Annotated in this window: 25 protein-coding genes and 1 pseudogene; 6 read left to right on the top strand and 20 right to left on the bottom strand. The window is 69.7% G+C overall.

What is annotated here, in order from left to right; all coding sequences use genetic code 11:
* The 6 genes and pseudogenes from G6O68_RS32475 to G6O68_RS23990 form a co-directional block, all read left to right on the top strand.
* Positions 1-432 (top strand): annotated as a pseudogene (locus tag G6O68_RS32475) (hypothetical protein); the annotation flags it as partial.
* A gap of 148 nt (positions 433-580) precedes the next feature.
* Positions 581-1,501 (top strand): pentapeptide repeat-containing protein, encoded by a 921-nt coding sequence (locus tag G6O68_RS24010; RefSeq protein WP_206108195.1) that lies wholly within the window; start codon positions 581-583, stop codon positions 1,499-1,501.
* Positions 1,502-1,503: 2 nt separating this feature from the next.
* Entirely contained in the window at positions 1,504-2,088 is a 585-nt protein-coding gene (locus G6O68_RS24005) for a hypothetical protein (protein ID WP_165251193.1), read from the top strand.
* 47 nt (positions 2,089-2,135) lie between these two features.
* Entirely contained in the window at positions 2,136-2,303 is a 168-nt protein-coding gene (locus G6O68_RS24000) for a hypothetical protein (RefSeq protein ID WP_165251192.1), read from the top strand.
* 147 nt (positions 2,304-2,450) lie between these two features.
* The gene (locus G6O68_RS23995; RefSeq protein ID WP_165251191.1) at positions 2,451-3,509 is read left to right on the top strand and encodes a P63C domain-containing protein; all 1,059 of its coding nucleotides are present in this window, start codon (positions 2,451-2,453) and stop codon (positions 3,507-3,509) included.
* Positions 3,510-3,568: 59 nt separating this feature from the next.
* Entirely contained in the window at positions 3,569-3,808 is a 240-nt protein-coding gene (locus G6O68_RS23990) for a hypothetical protein (protein ID WP_165251190.1), read from the top strand.
* Between the two features lie 96 nt (positions 3,809-3,904).
* On the opposite strand, the gene G6O68_RS23985 is transcribed toward G6O68_RS23990, so the two are convergent.
* The 20 genes from G6O68_RS23985 to G6O68_RS23890 form a co-directional block, all read right to left on the bottom strand.
* Complete coding sequence (locus tag G6O68_RS23985) at positions 3,905-4,495, bottom strand: PEP-CTERM sorting domain-containing protein (RefSeq protein WP_165251189.1); 591 nt, start codon at positions 4,493-4,495, stop codon at positions 3,905-3,907.
* Between the two features lie 343 nt (positions 4,496-4,838).
* Positions 4,839-5,222: a response regulator gene (locus G6O68_RS23980; RefSeq protein WP_165251188.1), complete on the bottom strand. Its 384-nt coding sequence runs from the start codon at positions 5,220-5,222 to the stop codon at positions 4,839-4,841.
* A 246-nt stretch (positions 5,223-5,468) separates the two neighbouring features.
* Positions 5,469-5,951: a thermonuclease family protein gene (locus G6O68_RS23975; RefSeq protein ID WP_165251187.1), complete on the bottom strand. Its 483-nt coding sequence runs from the start codon at positions 5,949-5,951 to the stop codon at positions 5,469-5,471.
* Between the two features lie 42 nt (positions 5,952-5,993).
* Complete coding sequence (locus tag G6O68_RS23970) at positions 5,994-8,945, bottom strand: LamG domain-containing protein (protein ID WP_165251186.1); 2,952 nt, start codon at positions 8,943-8,945, stop codon at positions 5,994-5,996.
* A gap of 12 nt (positions 8,946-8,957) precedes the next feature.
* Positions 8,958-9,194: a hypothetical protein gene (locus G6O68_RS23965; protein ID WP_165251185.1), complete on the bottom strand. Its 237-nt coding sequence runs from the start codon at positions 9,192-9,194 to the stop codon at positions 8,958-8,960.
* 65 nt (positions 9,195-9,259) lie between these two features.
* Positions 9,260-9,946, bottom strand: a complete 687-nt coding sequence (locus tag G6O68_RS23960) for a hypothetical protein (RefSeq protein ID WP_165251184.1) — start codon at positions 9,944-9,946, stop codon at positions 9,260-9,262.
* Positions 9,930-10,232 carry a hypothetical protein gene (locus tag G6O68_RS23955; protein ID WP_165251183.1) on the bottom strand — a complete coding sequence of 101 codons (303 nt, stop codon included), beginning with the start codon at positions 10,230-10,232 and terminating at the stop codon, positions 9,930-9,932. Before G6O68_RS23955 ends, G6O68_RS23960 begins: the two co-directional genes overlap by 17 nt.
* A complete protein-coding gene (locus G6O68_RS23950) occupies positions 10,229-12,502 on the bottom strand; it encodes a hypothetical protein (RefSeq protein WP_165251182.1) in 2,274 nt (757 codons plus the stop codon). Before G6O68_RS23950 ends, G6O68_RS23955 begins: the two co-directional genes overlap by 4 nt.
* 12 nt (positions 12,503-12,514) lie before the next feature.
* Positions 12,515-13,300 (bottom strand): hypothetical protein, encoded by a 786-nt coding sequence (locus tag G6O68_RS23945; RefSeq protein ID WP_165251181.1) that lies wholly within the window; start codon positions 13,298-13,300, stop codon positions 12,515-12,517.
* 15 nt (positions 13,301-13,315) lie between these two features.
* Complete coding sequence (locus G6O68_RS23940) at positions 13,316-14,011, bottom strand: hypothetical protein (RefSeq protein ID WP_165251180.1); 696 nt, start codon at positions 14,009-14,011, stop codon at positions 13,316-13,318.
* A gap of 3 nt (positions 14,012-14,014) precedes the next feature.
* Positions 14,015-14,407 carry a hypothetical protein gene (locus G6O68_RS23935; RefSeq protein ID WP_165251179.1) on the bottom strand — a complete coding sequence of 131 codons (393 nt, stop codon included), beginning with the start codon at positions 14,405-14,407 and terminating at the stop codon, positions 14,015-14,017.
* Complete coding sequence (locus tag G6O68_RS23930; RefSeq protein ID WP_165251178.1) at positions 14,407-14,943, bottom strand: hypothetical protein; 537 nt, start codon at positions 14,941-14,943, stop codon at positions 14,407-14,409. The genes G6O68_RS23935 and G6O68_RS23930 overlap by 1 nt, the downstream gene beginning before the upstream one ends.
* 10 nt (positions 14,944-14,953) lie before the next feature.
* Entirely contained in the window at positions 14,954-17,035 is a 2,082-nt protein-coding gene (locus G6O68_RS23925) for a hypothetical protein (protein ID WP_165251177.1), read from the bottom strand.
* 3 nt (positions 17,036-17,038) lie between these two features.
* Positions 17,039-17,257, bottom strand: coding sequence for a hypothetical protein (locus G6O68_RS23920; protein WP_165251176.1), 219 nt, complete (start codon positions 17,255-17,257; stop codon positions 17,039-17,041).
* On the bottom strand, positions 17,209-17,616 hold the full coding sequence (locus G6O68_RS23915; RefSeq protein ID WP_165251175.1) for a hypothetical protein: 408 nt from the start codon (positions 17,614-17,616) through the stop codon (positions 17,209-17,211). Before G6O68_RS23915 ends, G6O68_RS23920 begins: the two co-directional genes overlap by 49 nt.
* Positions 17,613-17,954 (bottom strand): hypothetical protein, encoded by a 342-nt coding sequence (locus tag G6O68_RS23910; RefSeq protein ID WP_165251174.1) that lies wholly within the window; start codon positions 17,952-17,954, stop codon positions 17,613-17,615. Before G6O68_RS23910 ends, G6O68_RS23915 begins: the two co-directional genes overlap by 4 nt.
* Before the next feature lie 4 nt (positions 17,955-17,958).
* A complete protein-coding gene (locus G6O68_RS23905) occupies positions 17,959-18,372 on the bottom strand; it encodes a hypothetical protein (RefSeq protein WP_165251173.1) in 414 nt (137 codons plus the stop codon).
* A 22-nt stretch (positions 18,373-18,394) separates the two neighbouring features.
* Entirely contained in the window at positions 18,395-18,850 is a 456-nt protein-coding gene (locus G6O68_RS23900) for a hypothetical protein (RefSeq protein ID WP_165251172.1), read from the bottom strand.
* Positions 18,847-21,894: a fibronectin type III domain-containing protein gene (locus G6O68_RS23895; protein WP_165251171.1), complete on the bottom strand. Its 3,048-nt coding sequence runs from the start codon at positions 21,892-21,894 to the stop codon at positions 18,847-18,849. Before G6O68_RS23895 ends, G6O68_RS23900 begins: the two co-directional genes overlap by 4 nt.
* A gap of 3 nt (positions 21,895-21,897) precedes the next feature.
* On the bottom strand, positions 21,898-23,406 hold the full coding sequence (locus G6O68_RS23890; protein WP_165251170.1) for a right-handed parallel beta-helix repeat-containing protein: 1,509 nt from the start codon (positions 23,404-23,406) through the stop codon (positions 21,898-21,900).
* Positions 23,407-23,425: the final 19 nt, after the last annotated feature.

The following is a 23,425-nucleotide window of genomic DNA, read 5'->3' as shown; positions in this document are numbered from 1 at the left end:
CCGGCGAACGGTGCGGTCCTTGCGGAAGCGGCGGATCATGATGAAAGTCCCAGTGCCTTGATCACCTGCGGATGCCTTGCGGCTTATTTTAACCCAGCATTTTCCATGCCTTTAGGCATCATTGTTAGGCCGACAGATACTCCTGGTGCAACTTGGGGTGGCCCCACGCATCGCCGCAACGACGGATCGCACGCCGCCAAGGAGAGCGAGATGCCCGAGATCTCGAACTCAGTTTTTCCTCGCGGGGGCGGTGATCTGAGCGACGAGCTGTTCGGTAGGTCGCACGAGGCGGCGTTCGACGATGCGGTCGTGGAGTGGGGCGACGGCCGACGCTTCATCGCGTTCGACCGCGAGGCTACGGCGCTGGAGGAGGCAATCGAGTCGGCCAAGGCCGACGTGCGGCGGGCGGTAGAGGTGCGGATGCCGACCTAAGTGATCGAGGACGAACGAGTCAAGCCGGTGCGGGCGGGGGGCCGGAGGCTCGGTCGACTTGGCCGCCCGATCTCGTCCTAAGTGTGGTATTCCCTCCAAGGCCGGTTTATCTTCATGTGAGAAAAATGCGTTCTGAGGAGGCGAATCGGTGGAACGTGACGTCGCGATAACGTTGCTAAGGTCGGGAGCGAAGGGCGTGATTGAATGGAACAACGCTCGCCTGAACGGCGAGACAGTTCCCGATCTCACCAAGGTCGACCTCCGCATGGCCGTCCTCGACGATGTGAACCTCAGCGGTGCCCACCTCCGCGGGGCCGACCTCCGCAGTGCCGACCTCAGCAAGGCCGACCTGAGTGGGGCCGACCTCAGGAGGGCCGACCTGAGCCGGGCAAGATTATCCTGGGCTAACCTCGGGGGGGCCATCCTCGAGGAGGCAAACCTTAGCCACGCGAGCCTCAGCGGGGCCCGCCTCAACGGAGCCGCCCTCGGCGGGGCCCGCCTCTTCGGGGCAAGCCTCGGCGGGGCGGACCTGCGCGAGGCCTTCCTCGACGATGCGAACCTCCGGAGTGCCGATCTGCGCAGGGCCGACCTGCGCGGTGCCGACCTCCGCGGTGCCGTCCTCAGTGCCGCCAACCTCCGCAAGGCCGACCTCACCGACGTGAAGCTCAGCGGCGCGGACCTTCGCCAAGCGGATTTCAAAGGGGCGAACCTTCGCGGTGCCGACCTCACCGGGGCCTACTTTCGATTGGCGGACCTCGACGGTGCCGACCGCCAAGGCGCCACCTTCCGCGGGGCCGCCCTCGGAGGGGGCAACTCAGGCGAGGACGACCTTCCCGCAAACGAGTCCGAACGGGCCGTCTCCGACAGGGCCGAAGTCCACTCGGACGTGCTCCGCGAAGCAAAGCCCTTGACGTTATACTTCGACATCTCTGAATTCAGCGACGAAGAGATCGCCTCGATACTCCACGGCCTCTCCGACCTCTACCGCGACCTTGGCGGCGACTCGTTGGTCATCGATCGAATGGAAATGCTGGACCCCGCCCTCGTCCTCTCGCCGGAGGAGGCCTGAGCGTGGACCAGTTCCCTGCAGTGCCCAAAGATGACAAATCGACCGCACCCCTACCTCCAGAGGCGGACTACCAGGTATCGCCCGCGGCACGCGAGGGCTTCGCGGCGTTTCAGGTGTCCGGCAAAAACCCCGCCTTGTGGGTCAGACTTCGTGCGAAGTTTATGACCAAGGTCGAGCAACTGGTCGAATTGGTCCAGAGCGACGACCCCGCCGCCACGTGGATGCGCGAACAGGCAGGAGAACTCCGGGACGGTGCCCTCGACTACGTGAAAGCCAAGCTCCGCAAGGAAGGGGCCCAAGTCGAGCATATCGAAGCGGAGGTTGCGAAACTCTTCGCAGAGGCGGAGAAGGCCAGCGCAGATGCATTCAAGACCCGCGAGGAAGCTTTGAAGGTGCGGGAAGACAGGCGGGCCTCGGAGATCAACACTCGGATCCTTGCGTTGCGGTTTGAACTCGCCACGACCAAGGCCATGATGATCGGCGAGAAGGGCAAGGAGGCCGCCCTCTTCGGCCGGCAGCTTGATGCAATGCTCGAGGCCCTAAAGGAACTCTCTCGCGAAGAGTCCGGCGGGAAACAGGGCGACTAGAGTTCGATCGCCCCGCGGTAAAGGGTACGCCCGCACTGTAACAGGAGATGGTGGACGCGGGGGCGTCGATGTGCCTGACGTTCCACCGCGATCTAGAGTCGTCGCAGGGGACGCTCGACTGCGTGCGGAGGGCCCTGGCGGCGGGGATCCCCACCTACGTCTGCGCGGACGAGACGGCGACGCCGGTGCGAGTGGGGGACGAGCGTGTGAAGTGATCGTCAGGAAACCATGTCACCGCCTGATTCGGCCACGTTTTGAAATTTTCCGGCGATTCTTGCCGCCACGTATAGAACTTGTACGTGCCGCCACGTATGATGGGGCTAGTTCAAACCCCCGAGCGTTCGCTTTTGGGAGACCGCGGGATGGAAGGCAACGGGCGGCACGACGGAGAGATCAAGCCTATCACGGCATCGGAGTTGGGTGCCAAAGGCGGTAAGGCAAGGGCCTTGTCGCTTACGAGCGAAGAGAGGAGTCAGGCGGCGAGGAGGGCTGTTGAAGCTCGCTGGGAGAAGGCCGGGGTCAGAGGGGCTCTCCCGGCCGCGACCCATGGGTCAAACGATCACCCGCTTAAGATCGGAGAGATTGAGATCCCGTGCTATGTCCTGAATGATGGGAGGCGGGTGATCGTTCAGTCAGGAGCAATCAGGGCGCTAGGGATGGTCAAGGGCGGCAGCAGCCATAAAGGGGGGACCCGTCTTGCAAAATTCGTTTCAGGGGAGAGACTTAAACCGTATGCCTCAAAGCAGTTGCTAGACGGGACCCAGAATCCGATCGAATTCCAAACCCCAAGCGGTAAGATCGCGTTCGGATTCGAGGCCACGATTCTCACAGATATATGCGATGCGGTTCTTGAGGCCCGTAAGGCTGGAATGCTCCAGGCTCAGCAGGAACACATCGCCGAGCGGTGCGAAATGCTGGTGCGAGCATTTGCTCGAGTTGGCATCATCGCTCTTGTTGATGAGGCAACTGGTTACCAATATGATCGGCCGCGACGCGATCTCGAGGAGCACCTTAAGAAGTTTCTGTCTGAAAGCTTGCGTAGGTGGGTCCGAACGTTCCCGGCTGATTACTTCAAGCACCTCTGTCGGCTCCGTGGCGTCGAGCTGCGGCCCGACATGAGGTTGCCGCAGTACTTCGGAGTTCTCACCAACAACCTCATCTATCGCAGGATCGCTCCGGGCTTGCTCAAGCGGCTCAAAGAACGTCGCAGCGAGCGAGGCAATCCGCACAACAAACTCCATTCATGGCTCAGCCAAGATGTCGGCGTACCCGAAGCGATGCTCCATCTCGGCTTAGTGATCGGCCTAATGAAGTTGCACACCGACTACGACGCCTTCGAGAAACAACTCGATCAGGTCGCACCCATCTATGCAGAGACACCGGGATTGTTCGACGACCCCAAAGATTGGGAGCCCCGTTGAGATAGTATTCGGTCCGCCACCGCGGTCGTTTGTCGATCCCGTCTCTTCGCTCAGGTACCATGAACTCCTCCCGCGGCCTCCCCTACCGTACGGCCTACGACCACGCCAGGGCGATCGTCGACGCGTCCAAGTACCGGATGGGCGGCAACGTCTGGGCGACCGAGGACGTGCCGACAGAGGTCGCCCCGATGATCGCCGCCATCGCCCGCAAGATGCGGGCGGAGGGGGAACCCGCTCTGATGCGACTCATCCGCATGGCGGTCGACGACGTGTTGGAAGGTCGGCAACCGCGGCATTAAGGCTTGGCGACGGCCCCGCGGTCATGGAATGCAAACGGCCCGCGACTCCCGAGTGAGGAGCGCGGGCCGGCGTCGTTTCGAAGGGCGGGCGATCGCTCAGGCGCTGCGACGCCGCAGCGCGAAGGCGGCCGGCGCGGCGAGCCCGACGAGGGCCAGGGCGAGGGAGGAGGGCTCGGGCACGGCGGTGCCGGCGGCCCCCACGCGGAGGGCGAGGAATTCTTCGAAAACGCCGAACCTGCCTGCGAGCAACTCGCCGTTCGGCCCGTCGCTGGCCGCGACCCCCCAGTAGGGCGAATCGCCGACGATGGAGGCCACGAACGAGTACGTCTCGCCGACGGACAGGACGACCGACGAGAGGTCCACGTCGTAGAAGCCTCGGAACGCCCCGTCGACCACGAACGACTGGCTGAACAGCGGTGCCCCCGACGTCCCCGCCCCCGCGTACAGCTGGAACAGAATGGGATCGGAAGGCTCGAACGTCTCGTTCATGACGACGAGCCAGAGGGCCGCGGAGACCGTGGCGTCCTCGGCGATGAAGCTGTTGCCTATCGGCTCGTAAAAATTGATCTGAATCTCTTGATCATTCCGGGGATTGAGGATCGTTCCGGCCCCGGCCGTCCCCGCGGACGCCGCCAGGCCCAACAATGCCGTCGCCGCGATCCAGGTCCGTCGCATATCGATCCTCATCGTGCCGCATCCTCCGAAGGTGTGGTTTCGGACGCCCCGACCGGGGCGCGCGTCGTCGTTCCGCCCATTAACGTATCGTAATGGACGACGAGGCTCGATACCCTGCACCCTGTCATGCGATCGATTCGACCGCAACCCCTTCGAGCCGTGCCACATGGGACCTCGGCGAGCGGGCGGAGCACGAACGAGAGCGGCTCCCGGCGAGGGGCAAGTGTGAGTCTTCAGGGCGTGACGACCGCCCGCGCCACCTCGACGCCCCTCGCCCGGACGGCCGTCGACGACGTGCTGGAAGGCCGGCAGCCGGGTTACTGAGCTTCCTGGCCTCGGCCTCGGCGAAGTGTTTTCAGTTCGAGTCGCGGGCCGGACGTCCCGCCGACTTGAGGAACGTCAGCAGCTCGCGTCCCGTGACCGGCTTCATCAGCCGGTGGTCGAACGCGGGACGCACGGCCCGAGCCAGGTCGTGGGCCGGGTCGTAGGCCGAGACGGCGACGATCACGGCTTCCGCCGTGCGTCCGTCGCCGCGGAGCAGCTCGGCGACCTCGTAGCCGTCTAGGCCGGGCAGGCCGATGTCCAGCAGCACGAGGTCCGGCGCCTCGGCCTGCGCCGCCGCGACGGCCTGGAAGCCGTCGTAGGCGATGGCGACGCGATAGCCGGCGGCCCTCAGGAGGATGGCCTGGGTGTCGGCCAGGTCCCGGTTGTCCTCGACCACGAGGATCGAACGCCTCAAGCTTGAATCCATCACCTCGCCCTCGGGTGTTACGAAGGACGGAACGAACGGCTGCCGCCTGTGAGCGTCTGGCCTCAAGGAATGTAAGCGTTCAAGAATGCCGACTCAAGCATTAACTAGACCTTCGGTGGATCGCCCGCCCAATCCGCCGCCCGGCGGATGTGCCTCTCGGGATCGGCTCCCGCCGCACGCCGCCTCGGCCGAACCGCGACGACCGATGAGCCGGAAGTTCGGCATCGCTCGCAACTAAGGCTCGTCCAACCCCCAGAGACCTCGCCTCTCCTCGCGCGCGGCCCGTTCCAGGAGCTGCATCTTGACCCGCATCACGGTGTCGAACTTGTAATCCAGGTAGGCCCGGCCGTAGCCGTCGCGCACGAGGTCTTCGTTGACGCACGCCGCGCCGAGGAAGACCCACGCGAGCCGCCGTCCGTAGCGGTCGCTCGGCCGGCTGACGGTGTCGGCGACGAGGCGGACGTCCCGGCCCACCAGGCGGCCCTTGAGGTAGGCGGAGGCCTCGGGCCCGAACGGCTGGACCTCCTTGCGCGGGTGGACGGTCTCGGGCGCGTCGACGCCCAGCAGCCGGACGACGAACCGCTTGCCGTCGTCCCCCTCGCAGACGATGGTGTCGCCGTCGACGACCCGCGCGCAGAACACTTCGGGGGGCATTTCGTCCGCGGGGGCCGCGGAGGCGGCGAACAGGGCGGCGAGCAGGACGGCGGCGCGGGGCATGGCGGGTCCTCGGTCGGGGCTTCGGCTTCGTCCAAGTCTAGCTCAGCCGATCGGCACGAAGCGACGGCGGCGGACGACCGTCGCCCCGGACTGGTACAGCGAGGCCCATGCGTCGATCGCCGACCCGATCGGCGAGACGATCTGGAGTTGGTCGTCGAAGTTCGTGCGGTTGTCGAACTTGCCGTCGCTGCCGTCCCCGTATCCCGGCTCCATGACGTGCGAGGGGTAGACCCCCCACGCCTTGTCGACGACGGGCAGCGCGAGGCAGTAGTGGGCGATGTCCGTGCATCCTTGATTCTGCAGGTCCTGATAGAACCACAGGACGAAGTCCCGGATCCTCGGGTGCCGCGACCACTTCCGGTTCAGCGTCCACTTCACCGAGTCCGCGCCGCCGGACGGCGCGTGGTCGGGCCCGCCTTCGTAGCAGGTCACGGTGGCGTCGGGATACCGGGCCTGGAGGGCGAGGCGATGGCTCGTGACGACCTGGTTGTAATAGTCGTCGTACAGGATCCCCGCCTCGGCCGCGTCGCAGACGTGGTCCACGTCGGCCGCGTTCCAGCCGGCGGTGTTCCCTCGCGGGCCGATGTGGATGTACGGGGCGATGCTGACCTCGTCGACCGGCTTCCCGTTCGCATAGAGGTATTCGACCATCGCGGCGGTCGTCGACGTGTCGTTGGCCCAGGACCCGAACTGCCGGATCAGGTCGCCCCCCCGGCCGATCAGCGACAGCCGCTCGAAGGCGATGTCGTGGACTTCCGCGGACCGCTTCGCGAACCACTGAGTCCGCGTCAGCCCGCCGTCGAGCAATCCTTGCTGGGTGAAATACTGGGCCTGGAAGAACCCGATCGCGGTGTTCCAGTGCTCATTGCTGTACTCGACCCGCAGCTTCAGGCCGGGGTTGAGCATGGCCCCGATGACGTCGACTAGCTGGGCGACCCCGGCGTCCGTCATCGCGTGCGGGATGTTGAGGTGCATATTCGCACCGACCTCGTTGCACAACTCCGCGAGATGCTGGGGCGGCGAGGCCCGCCTGAGATACGCCGTCGCCGTGACCGAGATCGCCTGGGCCGGCAAGGGGTCGCCCACCTGCGTCGAGTAGACGCCCAGGGCGAACTGAGTCGCGTTGACGACGTACAGGCAGCCCTGACTCCGATTGAACGTCGCGGACCCGCCGCCGCTGAACTGGACGGGCGCGGAGAACGTGCCCAGCTCGATGATCTTCCCGTTGACGAATCCATGCGGGCTGGAGCATGTGAAAAGCAGGGGCTTCCACGAGGCGGTCGGCGCTCCGACCACCGGGATCGGATTCACATACGGGTCGATCTGGACGACGTTGGCGACGATCGCGCTCTGGTCCGGATTGCGCGTCGGCCGAATCTGCTCCAGCGGCGTCCAGTCCTCGAAATTCACGATGTTGCAGCTATTGGTCGCGATCATATCCATGAAGCGGATCGACTTCGTCCCCCTGAGCCGGGAGAGGAAGACCGAGTTGAACCGCGAGGCACCCTCCTCCTCGCCGGGCGGATAGACCCGGATGTTGCCGACCCCGCCCGACTGCGCCCCGTCGATCGTGACGGAGATTCCCGCGTAATACGTCACGGCCGTATTGAGCGCGACCTGGAAGGTCTTCACGTTGTCCGCCGCGCCGGTGAACGTGCTCGTCAGCTGCGTGATCGTGCCGCCGCTTCCGGCCGTCAACGTGATCCGGACGTTGGGATGGTGCCCGTCCCACATCAGCGTCCAGACGCCGGGCGGGGTGGGATAGCCCCGGCCGTCGACGCCGTTGTTGGTGTTGTTGCGATACACCATGATCGAGACGGTCTGGCCGTTGGAGATCAGCTCGCCGTTCTCCGCGACCGTGTAGACGTTGGGCCCGAATCCGGTCGTCCACGCCGCCGCCGAGGTGTGATAGAAGCAGTTCCGATAGATGATGACGGGCGAATAGTTGTGGGCCTGCTGGACGTTGTAGCCGCAGGTCATCGTCTTCGGCGTCATCGGGACGGGCGGCAGGATCGAGCGGCCGACGCTCATCTCGACGGGGATCGCTTCCATGAGGTCGGCGACCCCGGCCGTGGTCGAGACCCAGCCCGACGGCGCGTCGAGCGTCACGGCGGCGTCCTCGGGCAGCGGTTCGGCCAGCGTGAACAGGGCGTACGGCAGGCGCGTATCCCACAGGCTGGCGATCGGCAAGATCGGCGAGCCGCCGTTCGCTCGAAACGTCGGCGGCGTCGGCAGCGCGGTGACCTTCGTCGAGACCCCGTTGAGGTCCTCGAACACGGCGAGCACCGACTTTTTGGAGCCCCCGACGACCAGCCTTCGGAAGCGGAACGGCGGGACGTAGACGAGCGGGTCGGCCCGATACGTCGGGTCTCCGTCGATCCCGGTGCGGCTCGACGGGTCCAGGCCCGCCACCGTCCCCAGCGAGGTCAAGCCCGGCGTGCCGGCCGCCGCCGCCGTCCCCTCGGGGCCGTCCAGCGTCAGGTAATAGGCCAGGCTCGCGGGGGCGATCTCGTTAGGGGCGACGGTGCGATCGCGGATGGCCCGAACCTCGGCCATCGTCAGGGCGCGCCCGCGCCAGATCGCCGCGTCGTCGAGCCGGTAGACCTGGTCGCCGCCGCCGTAGCCGATCCAGATCGGCACGGAGCCCGAGGCGTGGACCCCGACGTGCGGCACCGACTTGACGGGGTTCCCGTTGCGGTAGACGATCGCCGTCGCGCCGTCGTACACGAGGGCGTAATGGTAGACGGTCCCCGTGGTGAAGACGAAGCTGTCGGTGACGAGTAATCCGTTCAGGGCGATCCGCGAGACGATCGTCCCGCCGTTGTTGACCCACCCCAGCGAGGTGCTGTTGTTCAGCCCGACCAAAGTGTTCTGAGAGAAGGCCCCCCGCGCCGTCACCTGCACGAACACGGAGAGCGAGAACGCCGAAGACCCCGCCAGGAAGCTCGTCGAGGGCGAGGCGATCAGGTTGTTGCCGTGGATCTCGATCGTCATGCGCGGAACCTTTCAGGCGGTCGCGGCGGACTTGCGGCACGCCCAGCATTCGGGCGGCGTCACCTTGATCCCATCCCGAGAACACCAGTGGCAGCCGCACGCGCCTCGCGCCGGGCCCCGGTGCGGGCAGGCGGCGGCGGCCTTGATGTACGGGGCCAGCGACGCCAGCAACGCCTCCTCTGGCCCCGGTGCGGGCGGCTCCAGCTTCGCGAGGTAACGTGGATCGTAGGCCGGATGTTCGGGGTTCACGAGGTCGCACAGACGAGGGACCGCCTCGCCCTGGCATGGACCCGTCCTCGGGCATATCGCGCACCTCATCCCGTCACCGTGAACGCGGTGTAGCCCTGGCTGGCGAGCGTCGGGCACGAGCCGGAATTGAGGGTGTACCGCAGATAGAGCGGGTCGCAGGTGGACGCGGGGTCCGGCGTCAGGCCGAGCGGGCTTTGGCCCGGCGATTGGCAGGTCGCCGCCGATCCGCTCGGGCAGTTGCCCGCAGTGAAGTACGAAACGCGGAAGCTTGCGACGCCGTCGGTGCAGACCAGACGGATGATGAGCTGATTCGCGCACGCGCTGACCCACTGGTTCACGCCGTCGAACACCAGCGGCGTCGAACCGTTGCCGAGCAGCGCGTTCGTCCAGGATACGATCAGGTTCTGTCGCGGGATCTCGCACGTCCCGCAGGAGATCGGCCCGGTCGGATCGGGCCGGTCCGCCACCCACCGCCCGCCCGCGAAATGCGCGACGTGCCGCTCCCCCGCGAGCGGCCGCGTCTTGAGGAACACGACCGGGATCGCCGCGCCGGCGGCGGCGAAGCTCGCGGTCCCGCCCTCCGACTCGTCCCCGCCTGGGACGATCGGCTCCATCAGGTAGTAACGGTCGGGGAGCGTCGACATCGCCCCGCCGTTCACGACCCGGCCGAGGAACCGGAGCGGCCCCCGCCGCGCCGGGATCCACATCCGATCGAGCCGGTCCAGCAACTCGCGATCACGCGCGGAAGACATAGCGTCCCTCGATCGCGAAGCAAAGGTGCTTGCTGCCGACCGGCGGGACGGCGTCGCTCAGGTTGAACGCGCGGAACACGTCGTCGGTCGTGGAGGTGAAGGACGCCGACGAGCCTTCCTCCTCCGTCCCGCCGATGAACACGGTCCCCATCGCGTACCAGCGGGCTGCGTTCGTGGGGTAGGCGCCCGCCGCGTAGGTCTGGCCAACCCTGACGGTCGAGGCCTCGGACGGGTCGGCGGCCTGGTCGAGCCGCCGCAGCAACTCCTCGCGCTCGGCGATGGTCATTGGGCCCCCGGCTCGCGAGGCGGCTGGATCCGGTCGGACAGGTGGAGCGTGGTCGACTGGCCGCCCGCGAAGTTCCAGTCGACGCCCACGACGTAGGGGTAGCGCGGCGCCTCCCCCTGCTCCTTCAGCGCGTTGACCTGCAGCGACAGGTCGCGGCCCTTGACCTCGCGGATCTGGTCGCCGACGACGTACCCCCGCGCGATCCAGGGGATCGCGATCGTCCCGTAGACCGGCGGATTCTCGCCCGCCTGCCGGACCTGCGCGGCGTACGCGGCCACCTTCTCGCGGTCGTCGCGGACGTACCTCGCCGCGGGCCCGTCCTTCACGACCGGCCCCGTCGTCTCCGGCCTGGAATAGTTCGGCGACGAGGCGTGGACCAGCTCGTTGCGGAAGCTGTCCCGCGAGTCGACGTAGCGGTGGCGGGTCTCCTTCATCGGCGAGGACGGGCGGCGGGGGAGCGGCTTCGCGGCCCGCTGGTCCCCCTCGATGACGGTCGTCAGCCGCAGGAAGACGGTCGGGTTCTGGGCGTTCGGCGCGGCCGTCCTCGTGACGAGCTTCACGGGATTGCCGGCGACCACCCCCGATCCGGTCTTCTGGCCGACCTTCCACTCTTCGGGGGTCTCGCAGTCGATCAGGATCCCCAGCCGGTCCTTCAGGAGCCGCCACCCCGAGCCGAACGGCACGTCCTGCCAGGTCCCCGTCCCGTCCCACAGGACGTTCACGGCCCCGGCGTAATCCGTCGAGAGGGAGAGGGTCGCCTGCCGCGGATTCCCGGCCCCGTCCCGCGCGACGAGCGTGGCCCGGCCCGGCCGGCGGCGCCGCCGCTCGTCCGAGCCGGGGTCGTCGCCGTCCTTCGCCCAGATCGCGAAACAGTCCAGCGGCGTCGCGTCAACCGTCGAGCCGACCCTGTAGCCGGCCCCGTCGCGGTCCGCGATCTTCCCGCCGACCTCCTCGCAGACCCAGAGCCGGTACTTCTCGCGGTCCGCCGGCGTCGCGGCGAGGTTCGCCAGCCGGAACCGGATCACCTCGGCCGGGGTGGCGTCCGTCGCCGCGATCAGGAACGCCGGCGCCAGGACCACCGCGACCTCCCAGAGCGTCGGCGCCGTCTCGACGATCACGCCGTTGAAGGCCGCGCCGAAGTCGCGCGACAGACTCATCGAGCCGACCGCCGTCCGGTTGGGGTCGAGCGAGAGGCCGGCGCGCTGGAACGGGACGGACTTCGGCGCGTAGGGCCCCGAGCCGTCCTTGCGGTAGAGCTCCAGGACGTTCGACGGCCGGCCGTCGCCGCCGTCCTCGCAGCGGAAGGCCATCGCGAAGCCGTGATGAACCAGTTGTGAATTCAGGACTTCGGGCCAGGCCAGGCCGGTCGCGTCCAGCTCGGGGAGCACGATCGGCGACGAGTCGTAGGTCGACGAGTCGGCCGGGTCGTAGGCGTCCCGCCCTTCCTTCGGCCGGCGGCCGTCCAGGAGCTTCGTCACCTGTTCGAAGTCGGGGTTGGCGACGAACTCGCCGGCGAGGTTGCGGGATCCCATCAGGTAGCGGGCGAGCTTGTCGAGCGTCCAGAAGGTCGGCCGCAACGGGTCGTCGAACTCGCGGACGAACGTCGGGTCCACGAACGCGGGGAACAGGTCCGTGCCGTCCCCGTGCGGGTCAAAGTCGTAGTCGTCGGCGGTGCAGTTGCCGGTCACCAGGGACAGGCCGGCCTCGCGGTGGTCGGGGTTGAACCGGGCCCGCAGCGGGACCTCGCGGTTGTAGACCTTCGAAGTCTCGTCGGCCTCGAAGGCGTCGCGGAGGACGATCGAGTGGATCGGCTCGTCCCAGAGCCGCACCGCGACGCCGACGGCGTCGAAGCCGACCGCCTGGCCGGCGGGCGTCACCTCGAGCTGGGGCGAGCGGGCGAAGCCGTCGAACAGGATCCAGGGCCGCTCGTCCTCCTCGACGAAGGCCAGGGCCACGACGCGCTCGCCGGGCCTGACGACGTACCGCGCGGCCCGCTCGGGGGCCTCGCCGCCGGCCGCGGCCGACTGGGCGAGCGTCAGGATGGTCTGGAACTGGATCGGCCAGCCGGCCGAGGCGTACCGGTCGTCGGTCAGGTAGCGGAACCGCGCGGCGGGGGGCTCGGCCCCCTCGCGGAACTGGATCGAGTCGCAGGCCACGTTGGGCAGGTAGTCGTAGCCGGCCGCGTCGGGGTCGTACCGGGCGACGGCGACCTGGCAGGCGCGGCCGTCCTTGCGGCCGACGCGGGGCGTCCACTCGGCGGATGCTGCCATATCGAATCCGCCTTATTTGATGTACCCGACGAGTTTCAGCTTCGCGATCAGCCCGTTGAGATACTGCATGTCGTTCTCGAAGGCGAGCCGAAGGTTCTCGACCGCCGCTCGGAGGCTGTTGAGGTCCGACGCCTGGGCGTAGGGCGTCCCCCCCTGGCCGTCCGCGATGCCGGTGAACGCCGAGGTCATCGGGCTCGCGGTGTACCCGGATCGCGACATGGTCTCGGTGGCGTAGGAGGTCGTGAACGGCCCCTGCTGGACGACCGGGGCCGCGCCGTAGAACCCCAGCTTCTGGCCCGTCGCGGTGCCGATCATCGTCCCCGAGCCGGTCCCGACCGCGATGTCCGCCCCGTCGTCGAGCGTGCCGCCCGCGAGCGGGAGCCACGCCGCGGTGCCCATCCCGGCGACCCGGAACGGCGTCCTGGCGTCCGAGACCGACGTGATCGTCGTCGCCCCCGAGACGACCACGGCCAGTCGGATCATCGCCGTCGACGGCCAGGCCGCCCCCTGGGTCAGCACGCCCGACGAGTTGAGCCACAGATAGCGCGTCGACGAGGCGGGGATGGCGACCCCCGTTTCGCCGGCGTAGGTGCCGAACGTGCCGTCCTGCTTCTCATAAACGCCGGGGGCGACGTCGACGGACAGCGTCGTCGAAGGGACCTCGTGCGACGTGACGTGGAGCGACGTCAGCGAGGTCAGAGCCTCGACGGCCTCGATGCCCGCGTTGACGATCAGGTGCCAGTCCCGTTCGTCGAAATCGGGGACGAACAGCTTCAGCTTGGGGGTCGGCGTCGCCATGCGAGAGTCCTCCTCCTACTCGACGACCGCGAGCCACCGGAGGGTCGCGATTCCCGTGTCGGGGTCGTAGTCGTACCACATGCGGGACCGCCGCGAGGGCTCGATCGGCGGCGGCGGGGGGGGCGCGGCGATCGCCACGGAGGTCGTCAGGGGCGGGCCCTCGTTGCCGGCCGCGTCGTAGCTCCGGACCGCGAAGGCCCACGTCCCCGAGGACAGCGGGCGGCTCGACCAGGCGTAGGAGGCCGACGACCGGCCCCAACCGCCGCGCCCCCAGCGGCCCCGGCCCCAGCCGTCGGTCGGGACGCCGCTCGGGTACGCCACCAGGTCGCCGATCGGCGTCCCGTAGTCGATCCCCGCGCCGGGGGAGGGCTCGCCGTAGACGCGGAAGCCCGCCACGTCGTCGGCGCCCGAGGGGTCCAGGTAGGTCCCGCCGAACCAATTCAGCACCGCCCGGTCGTCCGGCGAGCCGGCCAGCGAGCCCGACAGGTCGTCGGACTTCTCCGAGGGGAGGACGGCGCCCACGTCGATGCGGACCTTGCTCGTCGGCGCCGGGACCTCGACGCGCGTATCCCGAGTCCACCGGGCCAGCCGGCGGTCGACGTAGACCTGGTGCCAGGTCCCGGCCGGCGCGGTCGACGTCCAGCGGATCACCAGGTTCCCGCCGGATTCGTAGGGGGGCAGGAGCGCGACGGGCGAGGGGTCGAAGGGCACCGGTCAGCCTCCCAGCCCGCGGAAGACCGCCTTGTAGGCGATCGCCCAGCCGCCGACGGCGGCCGGCCCGAGATAGGCCGGCTTCACGCCCTGCTCCCAACGCTGGTAGGCACCGTCGAACACCACGTCCAGGTAGGTCGTGCCGAAGTTGTCGACGAGCGTCCGCGCGATCCCGTCGCGGTAGCCGAGCAGGATCGTCTCCCGCGCGATCGCGGCGTTCGGGGTCAGGTCGAACAGGACGCCCGAGACCAGCACCACGAACCCGCGCTGGCCGCCGTGCAGGGCCTGGACGCCGTCGACCCCGAAGAACGCGTTGATCTGGGCCGCCGTCGGGTCGAACGCCGGCGTGAACGACGTCGCGTAGCCGAACACGGCCTGGCCGTCCAGGGTCCCCATCAGCCCCCCTCGCTTTCGAGATGCTTCCGCAGCCCCTCGGCCATGATCTCCCGCACCGCCTCGCGGGCGTACGGGCCGATCTCGTAGGGGTGGATCGGGTTCGCGCCGGCGGTGAGGAAGCCCATCTTCTCGCGGTCGGTCACCGCCTTGTCGGCCTCGGAGATGTAGCCGGACGCGCCCGACCGCTCGGGGGGCCGGCCCGTCCCGTACTGCATCTCGACCTCGTCGGAGCCGACGCGGACGTCCCCCAGCAGCGATTCGAGGCTGAACGTCTGCCCGGTCCGGAATCCGTAGGCGGGATCGCCGACGCCGTACTTCTCGGCCTTGCGCCGGGCGTAGCCGGGCTCGTTGGAGGGGAACCCGCCGCCCGTCGGCTCCTCCTGCAGCTCGGCCGCGCTGGACGCGATGTCCTCCGCCACGGCGTGGGCCGCGTCCTCCCCCATCGATTGCTCGATCCCAGGCCGGGTGAAGTCGAAGGAGTCGATCAAGGCCTTGATGCGCGCGGCGAGCGAGTCGACGTTCGAATCCCCGGCCATCGCGGGCCTCCTACGGGTTCGCGGGCTGGACGGGCCGGCCGCCGAGCGCCGGGGCCGGCCTCGGCTGGTTGAGCTTCTCCGCCGCCTGGCCGAGCTTGTCGGCGGCCTGACCGAGCTTCGTCGCGATCGCGTCGACCGCCGACCCGCCGGCGATCTGGCCGAAGTTGACGCCCCGGCCCGCCAACTCCTGGGCGACGCGGTACTGCTCGTCCTCGGGCATGCTCCAGTAGCCGGACGCGGGGCCGGCGGGGCCGGGCGTGGGCACCCACGTCTGGTTCACGCCGACCCCCTGGGCCCCGGCCTGCTCAACGAGCATCCGCCGGACCTCTTCGCCGACGCGGCCCCGCTCGTTCCAGATGATGTTGCGGGGGGCGAGGAACGAACTGGTCTCGATGTCCTCGAAGCTCGACAAGTTCTCGTTGCCGGGGGTCGCGAGGAGGCGGGCGTAGGCCGTCTGGCGGAGGTTCCGCATGACCTCGCCCCGCCCCGCCCCGACCGACATGCGGGCGGCGTCGGCCGCGGCTCGGGCCTGCCGGCCCTGCAGGCCGGGGTCGGTCGCGAGCTTCCGGTTCACCTCGTCCTGGACCCCCTTGCCCGCGTTGGGGTCGTTGATCGTCGGGGCGAAGGTCTTGTCCCAGGTCCCGCTCCGGATCAGGTTGCCCGTCGTCATCAGGGCGTTGGTCGTCTCCTCGTTCCCGTAGCCGCGCGACTGGAGGTAGGTGATCGGGTTGAACTCCTCGCCCTTGGTCGCGGCGGCGGCCTGCGCGCGGTCGACGTCCGCCGTGATGAGCCGGGCGATGTCCATGAAGGGCATCGCGGGCGTCGCGCCGATCCCCTTGAGATAGTTGGCCGTCCCGATGGCGTCGTCGCCCTCGGCCACCGTGACCTTGCGGTTGCGGCCGAGCGAGCCGACGGTCGCGCGGATCAGCTGCTGGAACCGAGTCCCGGCCTCCTCGCCCTCGGAGATCGACAGGGCCGAGATCGCCCCCATCGCCTCGCGCGGGCTGGCGATCCCGTTGCCGACGTAGCCGGAGGCCTTGGCGTACTGCCTGGCGAGCGAGGCGAACCCCGGCCCGCCCGGCTGGGCCAGCTTCTGCATGGCGGCGAACTCGTCGACCACCGCGTTCGGGTCGAGCGTCCCGCCCGGCCCGGCCGGCATCTGGTTCAGGAGCTGGCCGGCGAGGTAGCCGAACGCCCCGGCGTCGCCGCCGATCGCGGCCTGGATCCGCCCGACGCCGACGCCCACCCCGCGGACCCCGGCCTGGTCGATCTTGCCGCCCCGTACGGCGGCCTCGCCGACGCCCAGGATCCCCTCCTGCAGGCCGACCGCGTCCGCCCGCGTCTGGCCCGTCTGGGCCTGGAACCGCAGCGTGTCGACCGCCTCGGCCGACGTGTCGCCGATCCGGTCCTTGAGCGCGGCCAGCTCCAGCAGCGTCTGCCGGAACTCCTGCATCAGGTCAGTCGAGCGGAAGACGTTCTCCCTGATGCGGGTGAACCCCGCGTCGATCTCGCCGAGCACGGCCGCCGCCGAGGTCAGGCCGACCATCTGGCCGGCGAACGACGTGACCGCCGACGTGAGCTTGGAGAAGGCCGCGCCCCGCTCGCGCTGCAGGTCCATCTCGGTCTTGTGGGCCCGCACCACGGCGTCGAAGCGCTGGAGGTTCTCGCGGCGGACGATCGCGGTCTTGGCCCGCTCGGCGACCTCGGCGTCGCTCAGGGCCCGGTCGCTCCAGCTCTTGCGGCGGCGTTCGTCCTCGCGCTCCTCGGCCGCCCGCTTGCGGGCCTCCTCGCGCTCGACGCGGGCGGCCTCGAGCGCCTGCTTCTTCCGCTCGTCGGCCGCCTCCTTCGCGAGCCGCTTCTGCCGCTCGGCGGCCTCCTTAGCCAGCTCGGCGTCGGTCTTGGTCGCGCGGGCGGCCTCGGCGATCCGCTGGGCGTTCTCGCGCTTGATGAACGCGGTCTTCGCCTTCTCGGCGACTTCCGCGTCGGAGAGCGTCCTGGCCATCCGCTGCCGCTCGGCCTGGTGGAACGCCTCGGACTCCTTGTCCGCGGGCGTGCGGTCCATCTTCAGGCGGATGATCAGGTCTTCGGCCATCGCTCACACTCCCAGGGCCGCGATCGTCGACTCGTGCACCAGCGCGTCGACCCACTTGGCGGGGTGGACCGCTCGTCCCGTCGCCACGAGCATGCCCGCGATGTCGATGACGTCCTCGATCGGATATTCGCCGTGGACGCCGTTGGCCGCGAGGGTCAGCCGCAGCCAACGGCTCAGGCTTTTGGGGCGTCGCCCACGATGATCCGGTCGATCGCCGCCCACATCGCGTTCGTGCCGCCGCCCGTGTCGAAGTACAGCAGGTCCGCGAGCTGGTCGTCCGTCAGGTCGTAATTCCGCAGCAGCAGCTTGGCCGCGAGCGTCATCCGCGCCACGACGTAGCGGTAGATCCCCTCGGGGGTGTCGTCGGCGTTGTCGAGGACGACCCGCAGGTCGGCCTGGTAGTCGTCGCCGTAGGGCGGCGTCTCCTTCACGCCGAAAGACCCGTCGGCGAGGCGGGCCGGCACGATGCGGAGGACGGCCTTGGGGAACGTCCATTCCCGGCCGTCCCCCAGCGCCGCCTTGTACCCCTCGGTGAACTCGGGCCGCCGCAGGGCGGCCTCGTCGAAGGTCGGCGTGCTCATCCGCGGGCCTCGGGGACCAGCGTCCCGAACATCACGCCGTCGCCCTGGTCCGCCCACTCGTAGCGGGGCCGGCCCGCCAGGTCGTGGCCGTGCGGGAACAACAGCGTGTCGCCGCCGGACCGGCTGGCGAACACGAACCCGCCCTGGTTGCGGCAGTGGGCCCGTTCGCCGGCCGCCCGGTCGACGAGCAGCAGCGCCTCGGCGCGGGCGACCACGCCGACCTGCGCCGACCGGGGGATCTTCGCCTCGCTCGGCTTGGCGCCGCGAGACCTGGCGAATCCGTTGCCGAACTGGACCGCGTCCGGTCTCGACCCGGTGGTGGTGGTGCCTTCCGACATGGGATCAGGCCCTCGTGAAGGACAGGGGGTTGGTGACGCCGTCGGGCGACACGCCCTTGAGCGACCCGGTCGCGGATCCGAACTGCGCGTGGGCGCCGCTCGTCTCGACCGAGATCAGGATGGAGTCCATCTCGTACACGATGTCGCCGCCGGTCTCGCCGAGGGCGTCCTTGTGGGTCGCCGTGAAGACGCCGGCCGCGTTGACGGGCAGGCCCATCAGCAGCCCTGCGTTCCCGCTCGTGACGGTCGCGGTCGGGCTGTTGTCGACGTTGACGACCACCTGTTCGTAGACGGCGGCGTCGCCCTTGAAGCCGATGTTCGTCGCGTTCATGCCGAACGCGATGTTGGTCACCCGGTCGATGGCCGTCGTCCCGAAGGCGACGTCCACCCAGTTGACCTGCAGGCCGGTCGCGGGCATTCGTTGGCTCCTTTCGATCGGATCAGGGGTCGACGTTGAGGCCTTCGTCGACGAGGTAGCGGTAGGTGAAGGTCGCCTCGATCCGCCGGCCGGGGGCCTTGGGCGGGCGCCAGGCCGTCCGGCCGAACTTCGAGAAGGCGGGCATCGCCAGCCCGCCGAGGTTGGAGCCGGTCAGGGCGTTGGCCGCGACGGCGTACAGCCGCTCGGCCTGGTCGTCGCAGTCGATCCCGTCCCGCTCGCGGGCCTCGAAGGCCAGCGTCAGCCGGCACTCGACGTAGTCGAACGGGCCGTCGCCGCCGGACCACGGGTCGAACGGCGTGGAGTCCAGGGGCTCGACGATCGCGACCCGCTTGTCCTCCGCGGACCGGCCGTCCTCGCGGGCGAAGGCCCCCGAGTAGACGGCGTCGTAGATGCCGGTGGCTTCGAGCGTCGCGACGATCCAGTTGCGGGCGTCACGCTCGCGCTGCAGGTTGCTCATGGCAGGTCGACCGCCGAGGCGGCTCCGCTGAGGCCGTCGATCGCGTCCGGCGGGGTCGCGTCGGACTTCGCCAGGACGTAGGCCGGGTTCGGCTCCTCGGCCGTCGCGTTGTAAGCCCGCACCGCCACGGCGTAGGTCGTCCCGTCGGACAGACCCGCCAGGTCCGCGCGGTAGGTCCCGGCGAGCCGCCCCCCCGTGGCCGGGACGGTCGCGGACGGCGCCCCGTAGTCGGGGGTCGGCGAGCCGACGTAGACCCGGAACCCGGCCGGCCGCGTCGGGCCGGCGGAGCCGGGGTGGGCCCACTCGACGCGGATCAGGCCGCCCGTCAGCGGGTAGGCCCTGAGGTTGAAGACCGGCCGGGGCCGGGCGGTCACGTCGACCCCCGCCCCGTCCAGCGCGATCTCCACGACGGCGTCGATGTTCTCCTCCTCCAGCCCGCTGATCGCCGAGGTGACGCGGACCCCGAAACGGTGGACGCCCGGCGCCTCGAGCGGCGGCGTGTCCCAACTCGTGGTCGTCGTCGTCCCCAGCGGCGTCGCGTAGTCGATCGGGCCGCCGTCGCCGTCGTTGCCGTAGATGGTGTAGGTGAGCGTCGCCAGGACGATCTGGACGCGCCAAGCCTCGGCCAGCCCCGCCAGGTCGAACGCCCCGACCGCCGCCACGCCGGCGACGACGTGGGTCCGGACCGTCCAGCCCGCCGCGTCGCCCGAGCCGATCGCGGCCCCGAGCGCCGCGTGGTCGCCCAGCTCCGCCGCCTCGCGTCCCCGCGCGGCCGCCGACGCCGTCCATGAGTCGCCGGCCCCCGACGCCTCCCAGGCCCCCGCCACCGCCGCGAGCCGGGAGCCGGTCGACCCGCCGTGCGAGTCCACCGAGCCGGCCGCGGCCGCGACCGCCCCGCGCTCCGAGGCCCCGCCGGAATCCGCCGAGAAAGCCTGCGTAAACGAGGTCGAGACGACCGAGGACCATCGCTCCGACCAGCCGGCCGACTCGCGCCCCGAGAGCCCCGCGGCGATCCGCTCCGGCCCCGGCCGGGTCGCGGAGCCGGGCGCCCCGAAGGAGACGGAGTCGATCCACGAGCCGGACGTCTGCGGGGTCGGGTGGAACCGGAAGGCCATCGCCAGCCGGCCGGGGCCGGGGATCGTCGCGTCGACCGCCGAGGCGACCTGCGCGCCGTCCACCTTCAGCGTCAGGACCGGCCCGACCGCCGAGAATTCGAGCGAGGCCGAGGGGAGCACCAGCGAGGGCTTCGCGGCCGTCGCCAGCGTCGTCTCGACCCCAGCGACCCGCTTCAGGATCGCCCAGAACGAGCCCGATTCGTTCAGCGAGCCCGCGAAGTAGCCGGTGTCCGCCGAGTCCGAGACCCGCAGGCCGATCCCCGCGAAGGCGTCGGCCTCCGAGGTCGCGCCGTCGTCGCCGGTCGTCCAGGCCGCGCGGCAGTCGGCCGCGGCCGGCGTCGCGAGGTAGAGGATCGGGTCGGGGACGCCCGTGCGGGGGACCGTCGCCGTTTCGAGCGAGACGGCCCCGCCGCCGGTCGAGTAGAGCGGGTGCCGGGTCCAGGCGCCGCCGCCGTCGGGCGTGTGGTCCTCCAGCGGCTGGTAATCGGAGCCGCCGTCGAAGTCGTCGTACAGGTCCAGGCCGCCCGAGTCGGGCCGGGCGCCGTCCGCGAACGCCCATACCGCCGCCGAGGCCGTCGCGGCGGCGATGCGGGCCCGCTCGCCGAGCCCTGCGGCGTCGGCCGAGACGACGAGCGAGGCCGAGGCCGTGACGACCGCCGACCACCGCTCCGCCCAGCCGTACGCGTCGACGAACGACGCCGAGGCCGAAACCCGCTCGGGGCCCAGCCGCCTCGCCGCGCCGTCGCCCGCGAACGATACGTCGTCGATCCACGAGCCCGCGCCGTCCGGCACCGAATAAGGCCGGAACAGGACCGCGAACCGGCCCGGCCCGACGATCGATCCGTCCGTCGCGGCCAGCGTCAGGACGCCGTCCACCTTCAGCGCGAGGTTCGGGCCGGCCGCCGAGAACTCCAGCGTCGTCGCGGTCAGGACCAGCGGGGGTTTCGGGGTCCAGGCCAGGATCGACTCGATCCCGCCGAGCCGCTTGACGATCGCCCAATCCGACGAGCCGATCGTCTCGTCGTTGTAGCCGACCGCGAAGTAGCCGTCGTCCGCCGAGTCGGAGACCCGCAGCCCGCAGCCGCACTGGGCGTCGGCGATGTAGACCACGTCGTCGTCGCCGGTCAGCCATGCGACCGCTCCGTCCTCGACCGTCTCCGAGGCCAGGTAGATCGCGGGCGAGGGGATCGTGTTGCCGCGGTGCAGGCGGTTGTATCCGTCCATCTGCAGCCGGCCCGACGCGTAGCTCGGGTGCTTGGCCCAGCTCCCCGTCCCGTTCGTCGGGGCGTGCGATTCCAGGTGGACGCCGAAGCCGTCCGTGAAGGCGTCGAACAGGCCGTTGAACCCGCCCGAGCTCGGCTGCCATCCGTCGCCGATCCCGAAGGCGTCCATCGACGCGACGGCGATCGTGGTCAAGGTCGAGAGCGCCGTCCGCTCGACCAAGCCCCAGCCGTCCCGGCCGTAGACGAGCACGCTCGTCGGGGTCGAGCTTCGAATCACGGGCAGCCCGAGCGAGCCCCGGTAGGCCCGGCCGAAGCTCGTCGACGGCGAGGCCGCGGCGTTCGCGACCGGCCGGCCTCGGAACCAATGGTCGAAGGCGAAGGCCGTCCCGAGCGGGGGCGCCGGGATCGTCGCGATCGACCAGCCCCAGCAGGCCCCGCCCGCGTCCGACGAGCCCGCCGAGGCCGACGCGATCAGCGAGGACGACGCGGCGACCGGGTCGTCCGCCAGGCCGAGCGTCGCGGACAGCTTCCGCCCGAAGCCCGCGCCCCAGCCGTCGGAAGCCGATAGCTCGACCAGCACCGGGACGCCCACGATCGGCACCCCGAGCGAGCCCCGGTACGCGCGGCCGAAGTCGGTCGACCGCGACGCCGTCGGCGTCGCCGCCGACCGGCCCCGGAACCAATGGTCGAAGGCGATCGTGGGCATGGGTCAGGCGATCCCGATCGTGTCGAAGTAGGCCTTGCCGTTCCCCGCCGCCGATCGCGAGACCAGCCTCAGGATCACCACGCCCTTGGCCGTCGGGGTGAAGCCGGAGAACGTCAGCGTCTCGTAGGCGTTCGGCGTCGAGCCCGCGCCCCCCGTCGTCGTCGCCGTGACCGTCTGGGCCGCCACGCCGATCTCGGGGTTGGCGAGGAGCATCGCCTGCGGCTTCGCCCCGTTCCCGTGGTTGCCGTCCCACCGGACCTTGACGCTGAGCACGGTCGCCGCCGCGTCGACGAGAACGGGCCGCTCCTGCGACGCAGGCCCGACCAGCTCCAGGCAGGCCGTCGAGCCCGAGTCCTGGTAGGTCGCGTTGCGGACGCCCGAGTCGTGCCGCTCCAGGGCTCCCGCGCAAGCGCTCAGCGAGCCCGAGCCTTCCGGCCTCGCGCGACCCGTTACGTCCTCCGAGGGGAAGCCCGAGGCGACGAAGCCCAGGGCCGGAGAGCCCGCCAGCGGCTCCAGGAACGTCCGGGGGAACCCGCCGGTCAGGCGGTGATCGCCCAGGTCCAGGGACGGACGGAGGCCCGTCTGCGAATTCGCCCCGACGTTCACGCCCGAGCGAGGCGTCCGGCAGTTGAAGAAATTCCGGTCTTCGGAGAGCTGACTGGTATCGGCCGCGCTCATCCCCAGATCGCACCGGAACAGCAGGCAGCCCTTGATCACGTTCGGGGCGGCGAGCGTGATCGAGATGCCGGCGTAAATCTGGATCGCGGTGTTGTAGGCGTTGAACGTGCAATTGTCGATCGTGAGCCCGGTCGCCAGCTTGCCCAGGCCGGTGTTGCTCGTCCGCGTCATCGTGACCGCCCGCCCGGTGGACGCGCCCGAATGGAAGATGCAGCTGCGGATCACCGCGTTGAGGTTGTATTCCGTCGCCACCTCGGCGACCTGGTAGGAGACCGTCGGCTGGTTCGTCGAAGGCCCGCCGAAGATGATGCACCGCTCGATCGTCGCGTTGAGCGCGCCCGTCACGCCGATGAAGAAAATCGTCGCCGTGCTCTGGAGGCCCGGCAGGAGGATGTTGTCCTGGATCGTCCAGTTCGTCCCGCCCGTCAGACGGATGCACGCGCCCGCCGAGCCGCTGGCCGATCCGCCCTCGAACTTGAAGCCCCGCACGGTGACGTAGCTTTTCGACGTGGCGTCCAGGCAGGGGCTCCCGATGCCCGTCGAGTCGTCCGACCAGGCGATCCATGAGACCAGGCCGGCGTCCGGCGGAGAGTGCCCGCCACCCAGGAAGCCGGCCCCGTCCGCATCGCCGATGATTTCCAACGGGGCCGAAGACGTCGGGCTGAGCCCGAGCGTCACCGACTCCCGGTACGTCCCACGCTCGACGAAGACGCGGGTCAGGCCCGAGCCGGGCAGGGTGATCGCGGGGGACGAGCCGACGGCCTTGCCGATCGTCTTCCACGGGTTCGCGGCGCTGCCGTCGCCCGTCGAGTCGTTCCCGCGACCGTCGCTCACATGAAATTCCGCCAAGGCC

Source organism: Paludisphaera soli (assembly GCF_011064595.1).
Taxonomy (GTDB): Bacteria; Planctomycetota; Planctomycetia; order Isosphaerales; family Isosphaeraceae; genus Paludisphaera; species Paludisphaera soli.
Note: the sequence above shows the minus strand (reverse complement) of the source record. Positions and strands in the feature narration are given on the sequence as shown.

Excerpts from the sequence above, each read along its gene's own strand:
- G6O68_RS24000 (WP_165251192.1), top strand. The coding sequence starts at position 2,136 with ATGGTGGACGCGGGGGCGTCGATGTGCCTGACGTTCCACCGCGATCTA.
- G6O68_RS23995 (WP_165251191.1), top strand. The coding sequence starts at position 2,451 with ATGGAAGGCAACGGGCGGCACGACGGAGAGATCAAGCCTATCACGGCA.
- G6O68_RS23990 (WP_165251190.1), top strand. The coding sequence starts at position 3,569 with ATGAACTCCTCCCGCGGCCTCCCCTACCGTACGGCCTACGACCACGCC.
- G6O68_RS23985 (WP_165251189.1), bottom strand. The coding sequence starts at position 4,495 with ATGAGGATCGATATGCGACGGACCTGGATCGCGGCGACGGCATTGTTG.
- G6O68_RS23975 (WP_165251187.1), bottom strand. The coding sequence starts at position 5,951 with ATGCCCCGCGCCGCCGTCCTGCTCGCCGCCCTGTTCGCCGCCTCCGCG.
- G6O68_RS23970 (WP_165251186.1), bottom strand. The coding sequence starts at position 8,945 with ATGACGATCGAGATCCACGGCAACAACCTGATCGCCTCGCCCTCGACG.
- G6O68_RS23960 (WP_165251184.1), bottom strand. The coding sequence starts at position 9,946 with ATGTCTTCCGCGCGTGATCGCGAGTTGCTGGACCGGCTCGATCGGATG.
- G6O68_RS23955 (WP_165251183.1), bottom strand. The coding sequence starts at position 10,232 with ATGACCATCGCCGAGCGCGAGGAGTTGCTGCGGCGGCTCGACCAGGCC.
- G6O68_RS23950 (WP_165251182.1), bottom strand. The coding sequence starts at position 12,502 with ATGGCAGCATCCGCCGAGTGGACGCCCCGCGTCGGCCGCAAGGACGGC.
- G6O68_RS23945 (WP_165251181.1), bottom strand. The coding sequence starts at position 13,300 with ATGGCGACGCCGACCCCCAAGCTGAAGCTGTTCGTCCCCGATTTCGAC.
- G6O68_RS23935 (WP_165251179.1), bottom strand. The coding sequence starts at position 14,407 with ATGGGGACCCTGGACGGCCAGGCCGTGTTCGGCTACGCGACGTCGTTC.
- G6O68_RS23930 (WP_165251178.1), bottom strand. The coding sequence starts at position 14,943 with ATGGCCGGGGATTCGAACGTCGACTCGCTCGCCGCGCGCATCAAGGCC.
- G6O68_RS23925 (WP_165251177.1), bottom strand. The coding sequence starts at position 17,035 with ATGGCCGAAGACCTGATCATCCGCCTGAAGATGGACCGCACGCCCGCG.
- G6O68_RS23915 (WP_165251175.1), bottom strand. The coding sequence starts at position 17,616 with ATGAGCACGCCGACCTTCGACGAGGCCGCCCTGCGGCGGCCCGAGTTC.
- G6O68_RS23910 (WP_165251174.1), bottom strand. The coding sequence starts at position 17,954 with ATGTCGGAAGGCACCACCACCACCGGGTCGAGACCGGACGCGGTCCAG.
- G6O68_RS23905 (WP_165251173.1), bottom strand. The coding sequence starts at position 18,372 with ATGCCCGCGACCGGCCTGCAGGTCAACTGGGTGGACGTCGCCTTCGGG.
- G6O68_RS23900 (WP_165251172.1), bottom strand. The coding sequence starts at position 18,850 with ATGAGCAACCTGCAGCGCGAGCGTGACGCCCGCAACTGGATCGTCGCG.
- G6O68_RS23895 (WP_165251171.1), bottom strand. The coding sequence starts at position 21,894 with ATGCCCACGATCGCCTTCGACCATTGGTTCCGGGGCCGGTCGGCGGCG.